The sequence below is a fragment of the Alicyclobacillus dauci genome (genome assembly GCF_026651605.1).
GTDB lineage: Bacteria > Bacillota > Bacilli > Alicyclobacillales > Alicyclobacillaceae > Alicyclobacillus > Alicyclobacillus dauci.
On the sequence record NZ_CP104064.1, the window covers coordinates 2,106,596 to 2,120,632 of the forward strand.

General features: G+C 47.4%; 15 protein-coding genes. 6 read left to right on the forward strand and 9 right to left on the reverse strand.

The window, feature by feature from the left end:
- Positions 1 to 233: 233 nt before the first annotated feature.
- Positions 234 to 1,142, reverse strand: a complete 909-nt coding sequence (locus NZD86_RS10520; protein ID WP_268046470.1) for an IS4 family transposase — start codon at positions 1,140 to 1,142, stop codon at positions 234 to 236.
- A 244-nt stretch (positions 1,143 to 1,386) separates the two neighbouring features.
- On the opposite strand from NZD86_RS10520, the gene NZD86_RS10525 reads away from it, so the two are divergent.
- From NZD86_RS10525 to NZD86_RS10535, 3 genes are all read left to right on the forward strand, one after another.
- Positions 1,387 to 2,013 carry a helix-turn-helix domain-containing protein gene (locus NZD86_RS10525; RefSeq protein WP_268046472.1) on the forward strand — a complete coding sequence of 209 codons (627 nt, stop codon included), beginning with the start codon at positions 1,387 to 1,389 and terminating at the stop codon, positions 2,011 to 2,013.
- An 88-nt stretch (positions 2,014 to 2,101) separates the two neighbouring features.
- Positions 2,102 to 2,575, forward strand: coding sequence for a Cys-tRNA(Pro) deacylase (ybaK, locus tag NZD86_RS10530; RefSeq protein ID WP_268046474.1), 474 nt, complete (start codon positions 2,102 to 2,104; stop codon positions 2,573 to 2,575).
- Between the two features lie 229 nt (positions 2,576 to 2,804).
- Entirely contained in the window at positions 2,805 to 3,671 is an 867-nt protein-coding gene (locus tag NZD86_RS10535) for a DMT family transporter (protein ID WP_268046476.1), read from the forward strand.
- A 411-nt stretch (positions 3,672 to 4,082) separates the two neighbouring features.
- On the opposite strand, the gene NZD86_RS10540 is transcribed toward NZD86_RS10535, so the two are convergent.
- The 3 genes from NZD86_RS10540 to NZD86_RS10550 form a co-directional block, all read right to left on the reverse strand.
- Positions 4,083 to 4,370: a hypothetical protein gene (locus NZD86_RS10540; protein WP_268046477.1), complete on the reverse strand. Its 288-nt coding sequence runs from the start codon at positions 4,368 to 4,370 to the stop codon at positions 4,083 to 4,085.
- Positions 4,371 to 4,499: 129 nt separating this feature from the next.
- Positions 4,500 to 4,655 (reverse strand): hypothetical protein, encoded by a 156-nt coding sequence (locus tag NZD86_RS10545; protein WP_268046479.1) that lies wholly within the window; start codon positions 4,653 to 4,655, stop codon positions 4,500 to 4,502.
- A 214-nt stretch (positions 4,656 to 4,869) separates the two neighbouring features.
- On the reverse strand, positions 4,870 to 5,406 hold the full coding sequence (locus NZD86_RS10550; RefSeq protein WP_268046481.1) for a LysE family transporter: 537 nt from the start codon (positions 5,404 to 5,406) through the stop codon (positions 4,870 to 4,872).
- Between the two features lie 258 nt (positions 5,407 to 5,664).
- On the opposite strand from NZD86_RS10550, the gene NZD86_RS10555 reads away from it, so the two are divergent.
- Positions 5,665 to 6,882: an IS110 family RNA-guided transposase gene (locus NZD86_RS10555; protein WP_268042741.1), complete on the forward strand. Its 1,218-nt coding sequence runs from the start codon at positions 5,665 to 5,667 to the stop codon at positions 6,880 to 6,882.
- Between the two features lie 263 nt (positions 6,883 to 7,145).
- Here NZD86_RS10555 and NZD86_RS10560 read toward each other — a convergent pair whose 3' ends face one another.
- Positions 7,146 to 7,445 carry a hypothetical protein gene (locus NZD86_RS10560; protein ID WP_268046483.1) on the reverse strand — a complete coding sequence of 100 codons (300 nt, stop codon included), beginning with the start codon at positions 7,443 to 7,445 and terminating at the stop codon, positions 7,146 to 7,148.
- A gap of 157 nt (positions 7,446 to 7,602) precedes the next feature.
- On the opposite strand from NZD86_RS10560, the gene NZD86_RS10565 reads away from it, so the two are divergent.
- On the forward strand, positions 7,603 to 7,968 hold the full coding sequence (locus NZD86_RS10565) for a VOC family protein (RefSeq protein ID WP_268046485.1): 366 nt from the start codon (positions 7,603 to 7,605) through the stop codon (positions 7,966 to 7,968).
- 909 nt (positions 7,969 to 8,877) lie between these two features.
- Here NZD86_RS10565 and NZD86_RS10570 read toward each other — a convergent pair.
- Complete coding sequence (locus NZD86_RS10570) at positions 8,878 to 9,738, reverse strand: DUF421 domain-containing protein (RefSeq protein ID WP_268046487.1); 861 nt, start codon at positions 9,736 to 9,738, stop codon at positions 8,878 to 8,880.
- 451 nt (positions 9,739 to 10,189) lie between these two features.
- Positions 10,190 to 10,762 (reverse strand): manganese efflux pump MntP, encoded by a 573-nt coding sequence (locus tag NZD86_RS10575; protein ID WP_268046489.1) that lies wholly within the window; start codon positions 10,760 to 10,762, stop codon positions 10,190 to 10,192.
- A gap of 318 nt (positions 10,763 to 11,080) precedes the next feature.
- On the opposite strand from NZD86_RS10575, the gene NZD86_RS10580 reads away from it, so the two are divergent.
- Positions 11,081 to 12,019 (forward strand): D-2-hydroxyacid dehydrogenase, encoded by a 939-nt coding sequence (locus NZD86_RS10580; protein WP_268046491.1) that lies wholly within the window; start codon positions 11,081 to 11,083, stop codon positions 12,017 to 12,019.
- Between the two features lie 42 nt (positions 12,020 to 12,061).
- Here the strand turns inward: NZD86_RS10580 and cdaS are convergent, their stop codons facing one another.
- Both cdaS and NZD86_RS10590 read right to left on the reverse strand, forming a co-directional pair.
- On the reverse strand, positions 12,062 to 12,700 hold the full coding sequence (cdaS, locus tag NZD86_RS10585) for a sporulation-specific diadenylate cyclase CdaS (RefSeq protein WP_268046492.1): 639 nt from the start codon (positions 12,698 to 12,700) through the stop codon (positions 12,062 to 12,064).
- A 57-nt stretch (positions 12,701 to 12,757) separates the two neighbouring features.
- On the reverse strand, positions 12,758 to 13,699 hold the full coding sequence (locus NZD86_RS10590; protein WP_268046493.1) for an ROK family protein: 942 nt from the start codon (positions 13,697 to 13,699) through the stop codon (positions 12,758 to 12,760).
- Positions 13,700 to 14,037: the final 338 nt, after the last annotated feature.

Consider the following 14,037-nt stretch of genomic DNA (forward strand, 5'->3'; position numbering starts at 1 on the left):
TCGGTCAGTTCTTATTGCTTTCGCACGTTATCGACCGTCTCAGCCACCGGAGTTGCGTGTAACGAGGCTACATCCGCGTTCACTATCGTTACAACCTGGAGTTTTGCCCGCGCTCCTGTTGAGCACGATGTCAGAGGGCTCCACCGTATCGCTTTCGCTCCACGGTGCCTCTCAGGCTACGGGAGGGGAGTCTCTTCTCCCGGTTGGACTTGCACCAACTAGCTACTGTGTCCTTATCTGGACACGCCGATTTGCCATCTTTGACGATAGATATCGCAGATTTCCTTGGCTTCAAGCGTTAAATCATTTGTGAGAATCGTCACCAAGTTACCTTTGCTGTCTGTCGTCTGAATCAAACGCAAGGGATGTGTCATCACGTAATTTGGATAACTGCCTAAACGCACCAACGCTTCTCGAATCACTGGAGAATCCTGCGTAATAGCCCGTTCTTCAACCACTTCATGAATGGCGGAATTGTCCTTGAGTCGAGTCACGAAACGTACCGAGTGATTGCAGTAGGCGTCAAATTTGCGATAGTCCACATATCCACGGTCGAACACATTGAGTGCATCTTTTTCGACGACCACCAACTCATCCATTTGCAACTTGTCTGCAGGTCGGGCGTGTGTCAGAACTGCCTTTTCTGGGAACACCGGTTGTTCACAGAAAACCAGACGTAGATGCAACTTCACGCCCGCTTTTGTTCGCCGAAACTCAGCCCAGCGGTACTGCGTAACGCACATGGAGATTGTAGATGAGTCCACCAAGTTAATCCGTTCCAACTTTTCATTGGCTCGTTTCATACCGACTTGGCGATTGGTATGCAATGCGCATTGACGGAACACAAAATTCATGAATAAATCTGGGATACCCCGCAATGTTCTCGACAACTGAGAAGTACTGATGGATTCCAAGCCGAGTTCTGCCTGAAGTTCTTTATTGGCATCCAACTCCAGACTGATATCTGTGAGAGATCCGATTTGCTTTACCTGTGCAAAGACAAAAAGCTTCATGAACTTCGCTACTCCAAATTTTTTCACGTAGCGATCTAACCTGAGAGATCTCAATTCCTTCAATATGGAATCGGCAGCCAGCGGAACTAGGTATTCCGCAAGAGCCGTTTTCGTGGTATCCTTGCCCATGGTGTTCTCCTTTGATTGAGAATTGGACAGGACTACCTGTACTACTCATTCTAAGGAGATTTTTTATGTCTGTGGGTGACATTACATTGAACATTCAAAACGTTATGACTGTCAATCTGACAACTCAACGACCTTGACAAATCCAAAATTTATTTATGCAATGCTAGTGACACAGGATACACATACACACATATTTGCCCAATTGCTCTTTCCGCTGGCTGGAAACCTTACGATAGACACGGAAGTGGAACGCTGTCTGGACGAACGTAACATTCTTTTGATCCCTTGCCATTGTGAACACACATTCTACTCCCATAGGCGAAATGAGTTTTTGGTTGTGGATATACCTGAGTTCTTGTTGGGTCAGGAACATAGGCAACCTAAAGGCACATGGTATCCCTTCGATGAAAAATGGAAAGCCATCCGTTTTCTCATCATAGATGCATTGGAACAGGGCGAATCAAAGTCTTCAGTGTTAATGGATTTGTTTCCTTATGTCGTCAAACAATTGTTTCGAGGTGTAAGGCCTGTCTCGATTCAATATATCGATGATCATTTTGACGAGGATGTGACGTTGGAACAACTGGCCTCTATTGAGAATTACAGTGTTTCGCATTACTCGCAATGGTTTCGAAGAAAGACAGGAAAGACCCCAACCGTCTACCAACAGGAGATTCGCTTAGAACATGCGCAACAATTGCTACGAGACACAAGTTTGCCCATCGGTAGGATCGCTCGTGAAATCGGAATGCAACATCAATCTTCTCTTACGAGGTTATTTCAAAAACACTTAGGGATGACGCCCGCTGCGTACAAGAAGACCATGGATTTGGCTAAAAAGGACGATATAAAAGAAAAAAGTGCTCCCTAAAATCGGAGTACCATAGAAACAAGGAGCCTAGACTGTACTGAAATGAAACAGTTTAGTTTGTACCGAAAGAACGTTACAGGTGATGTTAATGACGACCAAGACAATAGCTTGCCGCATTTTGGATAGACTCAAAATCCAATATACCTTGCACGACTACGATTGGGACGAGGAAGCCCTTGATGCGATTACAGTAGCAGATAAGGTGGGGATCTCCTCGTCGCAGATTTTCAAGACACTTGTCCTGCGAGGTGATAAAACCGGTGTCCTTATGGCGTGTATTCCAGGGGATAAAGAACTTAACTTAAAAGCATTGGCCACCGTCAGCGGAAACAAGAAGGTGGAAATGGTTCCGGTAAAGGATCTTCAAACTTTGACGGGCTACATCCGTGGTGGGGTTTCGCCACTTGGAGTGAAGAAAAAGTATCCGCTCTACATCGACGAATCTGTGCGGGACTTAGCTCCTGTGAGTATCAGTGCCGGACGACGTGGCCTGCAAATCTTCTTGAATGGTAAAGACTTGGTACGTGCAAGCGAGGCAACTATCGGTGCTATATCTCGATGATCCCACTTCAGTGGGATTTGTGAGATCCAATAGGAGAGAAGTGACCTTTCACCAGCCTGCTCTATTTGTCATATCCGAAATATCGCTAATGGATGCTCCTTTGTAAGTCCTGTATGGGTCAGATATTTCATTTCGACTCCAAGCGTTGCTGGATGTTTGGATGTCGTCTCAAAGGAAGTCGATGTTTCTCTGCGTTCCGAAAACACCAAAGTTCAAACGAGGGGAACAAATGAATAGCAGATACCTTGGCGCTCTTTATATGGCGCTTGCCGCAAGCATTTGGGGTGGCATGTACGTCGTCAGTAAAATTGTCCTCGAATCTGTATCGCCACTTGCTCTTGTGTGGGTTCGGTACGTGGTAGGTCTGGTAGCCTTGATAATCGTCGCACTTATTACCCGGCAATCGTGGCGAACTCGATGGCAAGACATCCCGCTAGTAGTGGCAATCGGTGTAACCGGATATGCGGTATCCGTATGGACGCAGTTCCTTGGCACCAAGCTTTCGTCGGCGCAGATGGGGGCCATAATCACGTCGGCGACGCCGGCATTCATGGTTGTTTTTGGGCGGTTGATTCTTGGAGAGAGAATCACCGTGCGACGAGCTGTGTCAGTCGGATTGGCGACCACTGGGGTTCTGATGATTGTTGGTATTGGCGGATTGAGTCATTCCTACGAACTGGGTGGTCTGATCCTGTTTATCGCTGCGATGACATGGGCTCTGATGTCCGTGTTGGTGAAACGTGTTCCGGGGCAATACTCACAACTTGTGGTGACGACATACGGAATCCTAGTTGCGACCGTCGTCGTCACGCCGGTTGGAATTCGTCAATTGCACGGGTTGGCTAACATTTTGTCCCACCCAATCCTTTGGGGCGGTGTCTTGTATCTTGGGATTATTTCTACGGCAGGTGCCTTCTTCTTGTGGAACAAGGGCCTACAGATGATTGATGCGGCAAGCGGTGGCTTGTATTTCTTCTTCCAGCCGCTTGTTGGAACGTTTCTTGGGTGGCTTGTCCTTGGCGAACAAGTGACATTGGCGTTTTGGATTGGTGCGACTTTAATTCTCGTAGGCGTGTTGCTTGTCATAAGGGAATGAACTTTTGGAGGAAGCTGTTGGTATTTGGCCGCTTTCTCTGCCTTTTAGAATACTGTACGGGGTGACGTTCATGTGGAGGTCTCATGGAGCAGTTGTTGAATCCGTGCTTATTGCCGACCAACAAAACACATTTGTGACGAGAAGCGTTTCAAATGTGGAATATCTTCCGCCCAAAATCCAAAGGAACAACGTATTTTACCATGACGCTCATAGCGCAGCTCGGGAGGCTGCGAGTGCTGAGCTGTCCAAATTGAAGTCGTCGTCTCTTAATATGTTGGACAACGACTTCTTGGAAGTTCCGCCGTGTGCCGTTTAGAACAGCACTTTCATAGGCGGGGGGAATGGCTGAGAGATGGGGGATTAACGTGGGTATAAATTTTTCTTATACGATCTTCTAATGTCGTGACCGAATCAACGGCGGATACACGCCACTCTCCGTGCGGCCAGATGCGCACTTCGATAGTATAGGTTTCTCACATCAGGGTTTCCAACGTAATGCACGGTCAACGTGAGTTGATTGAAGTCCTTGTTGAATCGCTTCATAGTCTGCTTCAGTCGACGAACGGACTTGCGAATGGACTCGTGTGCCCACTTTGAATTTGTGAGTAGAAGCTGCTCGATATGATCCACGTCACTGAACATGTAAATGGAATGCACATCCTTGCCTGCGCCTTGGAAGCCAGAAAATCTCGAGTACAACCGACGGAGAACCGTAAGGCATGTAGCTCACCTAAAATGTTGTACTGCGGATTTTGCGTAACAACGGATACTCCAAAGAATCGGCTATTCCAAGCCCAACAATGCAAACTCCTAGATGGAAACGTCCATTCACGACACTGCAATCGCAATAAACGGACAGAGATTCTTCGCTTTGTAGTAGATGAATCGTATCCATGCGTCCGAATAGTGATTTTGATGACTTAACACTTTGTGCTTGATGGTCTGCTCAAGGTCTGAGATACTGCGCTGCAATTGGGATTTCACGGTCATCAATCCCCCGTCACACGTATAGCGTGTATTTGAGGATTTCGGACCGAGGAGCCTCGCCTCCACCACCGACTTGCAGTTTCATAGGAAGATGTGATATGGACCAGGGTTCTGGTCCGTTTTGCTCTACAGCCTTCTTGGGTTCGGCAACAATATGCAATTAGAAAGCGTCCTACAAAGGACGCCTTGCGACGGTATTCGTTTTACTCGCTTAACTTGAGTCTGGAACGGGATGAAAACACATGGGAAGGATTGTACTATGAAGCAAGGTCCATAGCATTTCGAGGGCGAAGTACGCCATTGCCAAAGAGGATACTGTATATATTCCACGCAGAAGCTTTTCTCCGATAAACTTACGTGACCATGCCACTAATGCCGAAATTCCTAAGCACCAGGCGAATGCGCCAAGGGAGAAACCAAGGAATAAAAACGTGAGTTTGTCGAGCAATGGCATACTTGCGATATGTGACGCAAATCCTCCGCCAACGCCACCCCAAAAAGCTATGCCAAACGGGTTTGCCAACGAAAATATAACTCCGGTGATGAAATCCCGTTGCTCTCTTTCACTGTCCGTTTTGGACAAATCAATTGGCTTCCGAGCGTACAAAAAGGAAAGCCACGCCATACGGAGCAAAAATGCCACACCAGCAATGCCCAAGATAATTTGTATTGCCAAGAAGTGAAACACAAGTGCAACACCCGTTAAACCAATAACGGCCCATAGCAAATCCCCCAAAAGAGCACCCAATTGTTGTTAGACTCCCATGCCGCCGGGGCGGCACCAGCAGAAGGATGAAAATGCCTTTGTGTTGAATGATTTTTTGGTGGCTGGCGAAGGCAGGTCGTCACTCCTTGGTGCCTCGAGCCCGCTGATTAGACTGACTACGACGACCAGGTGCACCACAGAATGTCGCTCTCCTCCTCGGAGAAGCACGCAGGATAGAATGATCCGTTATGGTCGTTGCACCAGCCCTTCAATATTACCAGTCCATCAGGAAGGATTGGCATGGATGTCGTATACGAACGTTGTTGCGGCCTCGATGTGCACAAGAAGACGGTGGTCGCCTGTGTGCTGACGCCGGAGGCCAAGGAGATTCGCACGTTCTCCACGATGACGGAGGATCTCCTGGAGATGGTTGACTGGTTAGGACAACATGAATGCACGCATGTTGCTATGGAAAGCACAGCTTCATTCTGGAAGCCAATCTACAACCTTCTGGAGTCGGCGGACTGTCAAGTGCTTGTGGTGAACGCCAAGCACATGAAGAACGTTCCGGGCCGTAAGACCGATGTGAAGGATGCCGAATGGATCGCCGGATTGCTCCGCCACGGGCTGTTGCAAGCCAGTTACATCCCCAACCGTGAACAACGGGAACTACGAGAACTCATTCGCTACCGCCGAAGTCTCATTGACGAGCGGGCAAGAGAGGTGAATCGGGTTCAAAAGGTGTTGGAAGGTGCCAACATCAAGCTTTCTGCAGTGGCCAGCAATACACTTGGCAAATCTGGGCGGGCGATGTTGGAAGCAATGATCCACGGAGAAGAAGACCCGGAGGTATTGTCAGGGTTAGCCAAAGGCCGGATGAAGGCGAAGAAGGCCGATTTGCACAAGGCACTGAATGGGCTTATGGGCTCCCACCAACGAATGATGCTGGCAGCCCAATTACGTCACATCGATTACTTGGATGAAGAGATTGCCCGGCTGGATGAAGAAGTCAAGGAGCGCATGCTCCCTTTTGAAGAAGACCTGGAGCTAGTGGACACCATCCCCGGTGTCGGTCGACGAACAGCAGAACAAATTCTGGCTGAAATTGGGACAGACATGACCCAATTTCCGTCTGCTGCCCATTTATGCTCTTGGGCAGGACTGGCTCCAGGGAACAATGAAAGCGCCGGGAAACGAAAGTCGGGGAAAACACGCAAAGGGAATCAAAAACTCAGAGCAGCGCTGGTGGAAGCAGCACGCGCAGCGGCGAGAACGAAGCAGACTTATCTCTCTGCCCAGTACCATCGAATTGCAGCTCGAAGAGGCAAAAACCGTGCAGCAGTTGCAGTGGCCCACAGCATCTTAACCATCGTGTATTACGTGTTACAGCGACGTCAGCCTTATATTGAACTCGGCCCAACATATTACGAAGCACGCAAGAAAGACGCAGTCGTAAAGCAGGCGATCCGGAAGTTGCAATCACTCGGGTTGGAGGTCACCGTAAAACCTGTTGCATAAATGACCTCCAGACATCACAGAGTTCCTTTTAAAACCCATCTTGTGGTGGGCTTATTTCAGTATGTCGTTTTACCCTGGTCATCGCTCAATTATTTTCAGGATAGGTCACCGTAAAACCTGTTGCATAAATGACCTCCAGACATCACAGAGTTCCTTTTAAAACCCATCTTGTGGTGGGCTTATTTCAGTATGTCGTTTTACCCTGGTCATCGCTCAATTATTTTCAGGATAGGGACGTAGTTTAGTGTCCAGCGATTTCTCAGTCATTTTCTGATACCAGCCACGATTCTTGCGGCTCGGTGCGCACTTCGATAGTACAGGTGTCGGCTATCAGGTGTCCCAACATAATGCACGCTCGCTGTGATGTCGGGGAACTGTTTGTTGAATCGTTTCATAGTTCTCCGCAGTCGGCGAACTGACTTGCGAATGGATTCGTGCGCCCGCCTGGAATTTGTGCGTAGAAGTTGCTCGATATGATCCACGTCACTGTATGCGGATACTGAATGCACATTACCAGCGCCATAGGTGGCAAGAAAATCTCGGGACAGCCGATGGCGAACCATCTTGGACAAATCAGATGGTTACGCCAGAGATTGCCTCAAGATTGATTTCCATAGAGGGTAGTGCTCGCTGACAACGCTGTTTGGCTTGTCGTAACATGTGCCAAATTTATATAGGTGATATTGTGCTTATTGACGACGAGCGAAAGGGGACATGATTGTGTTCAACAAAATTGCGACAGTGACCGTGTATGTTGATGATCAAGAAGCGTCTGAAAAGTTTTGGGTTGAAAAAATCGGGTTTGAAGTGCAAAAGAAAATTCCTATGGGTCCGAATGCGCACTGGATAGAACTTTCACCACCCGGCGCAGTTAGTTGCATCACTTTGTATCCGAAATCTATGATGGAAGGCTGGAACCAGATAAAGGTCGGTGTTGTCTTTCAGACGAATGACATCCAGAACACGTATTCCGAGCTAAGAGCCAAAGGCGTTAATATTGACGAACCCAAAGAATTAGGGTTTGGGATATTTACCTCGTTTCGTGACATCGATGGTAACGAATTCGGACTGAGAGAGCACAAGTGAGGTCGTATTTAGTTTCATTGAGTATGTGCCCTTCGTGGCTTGTGTAAGAGCGGAACCACGTTAGGAAGCACTGTGTCACTCCTGGTTGATTTGCAAAAGGTGAATTGTCATCTATCCAGTGTCCTGCTGGCGTTAAGTATAGTTCATTGAGCAACAAGCAACGCTATGCGTAATGCTAAACAGGAAGGCGATTCACGTTGAAGAAAGCACTCAACGGGCTTGTAGCGATTCTTCTGTGCCAGGTGTCTTTTTGTCAAACCACTCAGGCCGGCATATTGGTATCTCCCTATTATCGTTACTTTCTCCCCCAAAAAAGCAGCAACGAGCCGTGTAGAATCCTGGACACTGTCACGTATCGCAACGAGCGTATTGTCCTGTTCACAAAAGACCGGGCGCACCAATTCGGAGTGAAAACCGAAACATTGGAAAAAGGAGCCCCAAGACAGGTAAACAGTACCATCGTTCAAACTATCGAAAGAAGACCATTTACAGCTCGAAGCTCAATTTTCGACGATGGACTTATCTTCGAATACTGGGATAGGCCGTTAACAAACGGGACGTCCGAGGTCCTGTTTGGTTATACGACCGATCACAATGTTTCCCAAGTGAGAATCAGGTCAAAGAACGGCGTTAGGCTATTAAAACTTTACGATGGACGTTATTTTTTCTGCATTTTCGATCCCGCTAAAGTCCTCGTAGAAGAAGCCCAGGGTTTAGGCGTCGATGGAAAAGTTCTACGAGTATGGAATGATCATTCGAATTATGGCGCGAGAAGAACTTGGCTTTCCTATTTTGTACAAACTTATCCGTATGCAGTGCACGGATCATATGTGTGCAGTAGCTAAAGGACACCAACGGTCGCGATGAGTCACAACAAACGACTACTGGTTCGGGTTTGGACCTCAGGGGCTAATCCTTTAAAAAGGGCGCAATGTCTTTAATCAACTTTTCTAGCGCGTTTGCGCCTTGAGTGTATGATTCTTTCGCTTGTGCATTGTTTGTCTCGAGTGCAAAAGACTCCATATCGGCTTGGATTTTTTTTAAAGAGGCGGCTAGTAATGGCTTGTCTTTGATTTGTGGTTTTTTGATCGAATCACTGTAAAGATCAACATAGACTCCGCCATTCGAATCAATTTGAGCGGTGAATACATCTTGAAAATCTGATGCACCTTGCTTCATAATTTCTCCCAGCAACCATTCCTTCGAGTATCCAGTCTTTTGAAGGGTCTCTTTAATTACATGTCCGTCAACGATGACCACCTGGGGTTCACGTTCATTGATGACTTGAATACCAGAATCCTTTGGCGTAAGTGGTTGTAGTTCTGTCTTCTTCATCGCAGTCAACGATCCGTTGGTTTCCAAAATTGCAAATTCAACATCTGATAACTTGAAAATGTCCTTCTGACGAAGAAGTAGCATGAGTTCTTCGATCGTTAGGTTCGCCTTTTTTAGATTCTTTTCTAATATTTGTCCATCTTCCACTAGAACTTTTGGTTTCCCATCGAGTACTTTTCGACTTCTGAATGATTTCCGTTGAATCCACGCCACAATCAGCGGAAGAATCGTCCATACGAGCAAACTGGCAATAGCGTGAGTGTTCTTCACATCGTCCAACGACCAACTAGCGGCAATATTCCCGACTGTTATTCCGACAATGTAATCAAAAAAACTCAATTGAGCTACTTGGCGTTTTCCCATGATGCGCGCCAAAGTAAACAGGACAGCAAATGCAAAAAGGGACTGAACTAGAACTTCTGGTGTAGTTGGCATCTATAGACCCCTCGCGCCTCTAGACTTGTATCGTTCTCAATGATTCCCCAACGTCATCCACCCTTAAACGAACAAGATGGAGGGGTAAAAAAGGCAGTGTGTCCTTTTTTTATCCCCTCCTGTGAATTTTTTATTTATCGCGCGTTTAAAATTTGTGCAATTTTCCTTGATGAAATTGGCAAAAACTGGCGACTCCTTCCATCAGTCATTGCCTTGTAATCTATGGGCACAATATCGAATCGGAAACAGGGATAAATACCCATGTTGATGGTCATCGGTCGTTACGTTGGCGGTATGAAAATCGGAGTAGGGTATAAGTGTTCCGAGCGAGGTCTAGACGTCGGGTTAGGGAGATATGTAGACACGGAGACGTGCGTTTCCCTCCGTTGGAGGACTTGGACAGATACAAACCTGTAGATAACAGGAAACACATATTTTACGTATAAACGCATCAGGCCACAACTTGATGAATTCCGACCATGATAAGCAAAACACCTGATATAAATGAGGAGTATTTACTAAGGAATCTTGACAAAATCCCGATCCCAACAATGTTACCGAGCCATATCATCAAATATCCCCAGATAGCAATAGAGATTGCCGCTATCCAAACGGTTAAGGCATTTGACACTGTTGCACCAAACCCGCTAGCTATATTGGTAAAGGATAAAGCAACGCCTAGAATGATGCCTTCCTTCCATCCTGGTCTTTTAATCCTAATTTTGTGCTCTCTTTTTGAAACTTGGTGGCGAACATATCCGGCATACCAGAAGTACAGCCCAATGAGGACCAACATGACACACGAAATGTAGGATGCAGTCTGCGCTGAGAGGTAGTGTGAAGAGATCGCTCCACCGTATGCGCCAAGAAGAGCCATACAAAGCCCAACTAAGTTGACAATATGGTTCACCCAATGAGGGAATTTTATTTTCAAACTGCCATAGGCAATGCCTACGCCACAGTTGTCAAAATTCGAGCCTATCCCAATCAAACTTGCCATGATAAAAACAGATAGCCAGCTCATTTTTTCACATCCTCCACCGTGTTACTGAGCGGAGATTGTAGAAACAGTCTCAGATGTATCCCAACCTACGTTCCCGTCGCCTCCGACTACAGTCCTTATCAAATTAGCCAGGACATGCTTTGAGTGCACTGGACAAAGAGACTAAGGGATACGCCTGTCTTTTTGAGCATTCCTGTTGATCGGTGAAGGTTGACGATATGGAAAGTCCCCATCATGATAAGAGTCGTAACGTGATGATATCGCGTGACATTCTTACGCGTGTCACATTCTTTACAGAAAGGCACAAAGCGATCTGCGCTAGTAGGGACGATGCCACGAATGGATATTCGCCGAATTATCGTGACAGGTAGGCTTGCAGAGGAACTTGAGCCGTTGCTGACAAACGAAAGAAACAGAGAGTTTCGATTTGTAAGTGAACGAACTCTGTCACAGGATTTGTTGAACTGGGCAGATGCGTTTGTTGGATTCCAGTTGTACGATGGGTTCGATTACAGGCACTTGCAGTGGATTCACGCTTTAGGTGCAGGGGTGGACAGATTTGTCGGGTATCTCGATCCCGATGGGGATGCGGTACTGACGCGAACAGTCGGACCATTTGGCGAGAGAATCACCGAGTACTGCCTCAGCTATATGCTCCAGGACTTACAACATCACCGAGTCTTTCTGAGGGCTCAACGCGAACACAAGTGGAGCGTTTTGGCTCCGATGCCCCTAAAAGAACAGACTGTCGTCATCTTTGGGACAGGGGAGATTGGTCGCAGAGTTGCCGAGACCCTAGCCACGTTTGGTGTCAAGGTGTGTGGGGTGTCGCTGCATGGAGACGCTCGACGTGGTTTTTCCCGGGTTCTCTCTATCCGTTCGATCCCGTCCGACACATCACCGTTGTCTGCAGCGGACTGGGTGATCAACACGTTACCGTTGACTCCCGCTACGAAGGAATTGTTCGATGACCGTATATTTTCTGTATTTAACAACGTCGGTTTGATACAGGTCGGTCGTGGTGAGACCGTCAAAACGTCGGCACTGAAACGAGCCATGGAGAACAAAAATGTGAGATTTGCGGTCCTGGATGTTTTCGAAAACGAGCCGTTGCCAGCGGATAGCGATTTATGGGGAGAAGAGGACATCCGAATCACGCCACACATCGCAGCTTTGACAACCGCGGCGGAGGCAGCCGAGTCGTTGTTAGGGACGCTGCGCAGTATGGAAAGTGGTCTGCCCCTTACGAATCGAGTAAACCTCAAGCTTGGCTATTAAGCAGGAGAGTTCAGGGGTCTGCCATAAAAGGGTCGGGCATTGTCACGGGGCGAATTGTTGCGCACTGAACGGATAAAGTTTACCACCCAATGCGAATGAGGCATTCCCGGTTTCTTCAGAGACCACTAAGACAAGTGCATCACTGTGCTCAGACAATCCAATCGCTGCGCGGTGACGTGTTCCCAGTTTGGATTCTCCAGCGAACGTTGTGGATACGGGGAGTACATTGCTTGCTGAGACAATCAGATTAGATTTGATCAGTACAGCACCATCGTGTAATGGACCGCCCGGATAGAAAATGGATTCAAGTAGTGAATGAGTCAGCGTTGCCCCAACGGGGATTCCTGAATGCACAATATCGTCGATCCGGTCATTGCGTTCCACAACCATTAACGCCCCGTGCCGCCGCTCCGACAGGTGTTGAACAGCTAGTGTAATAGCCAGATGATTGTCTGTGAAGGGCAGTAAGTAAGTTCTTAAATAATACGTTGCTGCCATTGTATGAGCTTCCCGAAAGGCGCTATTCAGGCTTTCGAACTCGCACAGGAGACAGTCGTTTTCTCGATCGATATTTCTATACAGGTTTGCAAGGCCTAACTTGATTTCTTCAATATGGCCTTTCAGCTTTCGTTTCATCTCGAGCGATAAGCCCTGTGTTGTAACATTGACGTGTTGTGACACGATAATTCCTCCATCAACATGGCGTGTAGTCCTATAGTGTCCAAAGAGCAAACGTTGTCACGAGTCAATTGCTTGTGAAACCATGTAAGCGGCGCCAATTACCCCTGCATCATTTCCCAGCCCCGCCAACCTTATGGTCGCCACTTGACTGATGAGCGGTAAAGAGTACTTGGTAAAGGATTCTACAATAGGACTGAGCAGGGAGTCTCCAGCTTTCGATACACCTCCGCCCACGATAATCATATCTGGATTGATGGTGGTGGCCACTAATGACAGGCCGTAGCCTAACCAGTGTGCCGCTTCATGAATCACTTGTCGTGCGGCGGCGATGCCGTTTTGGTCGAGATCGAATATGTCGTCCGCACCGTTGATGACGACATCGTACGGAATTTGGCCGGCGAGTTGTAATTCTTTTGCTCGCCGAATCATCGCAGTCGCGGAGGCGACAGTCTCAAGGCAGCCATGTTTGCCACAATGACATTGATAGCCATTTCTATCCACCGTCATGTGTCCAAATTCACCTGCCATGGTGTTTGCTCCGCGATGGAGACGTTGGTTCAATACAATGCCTCCGCCAATACCGGTTCCAACTGTCGTTAAGACCATCGTGGACGCCCCGCGACCGGCACCGAGCCATGCTTCTCCGACCGCTGCGAGATTGGCGTCATTGTCCATCACAATGGGCAGATTAAATACTCGCTCGGCGACATCGCGAAACGGAATATTTCTCCATCCGATGTTGGGAAGATTGATGATGACTCCATGTTCGATGTCGAGGTACCCTGGTAAACCGACGCCAACGCCAGCTACTTCGTCATATGTATGATCAACCGCAGATAGGCTCTCCAAAAGGACACCTTTAAGTTTTTCGCAAACGTCTTGGATCCCAATTTTCGGATGGGTTTCGATAGATTGTTTGTGCAGGATTTCTCCAGTATCTGTGACGACTGCCGATTTGATGCTTGTTCCACCAATATCGATTCCGAAGTACAATGTCACGATGTTATTCCTCCAGCAATACAAAAAGATTAGTGACCGTGTTTGACATTTTCCGGTGGACCTCCTAAACTCGGAACGTCAATGACAATGCTAGTTATCATGTCCATTCCACGCACGGTCCAATCTCTCACCAAGACCCTTCCAATGAAATCTTCATTTTCTATATAAAAATGAAAAAGAATGGTCAATACAATCAATTAGTGGTATAGTATCACCGCATTAATCATTTACATCAAGTTAATCATTAACTTTCGGTTACCCTTATTGAGTTAACCGACGCGGGGCGTATGTGAAATGACAACGGCAATTTGTTTATTCCACATCATCCCGAACTCAGA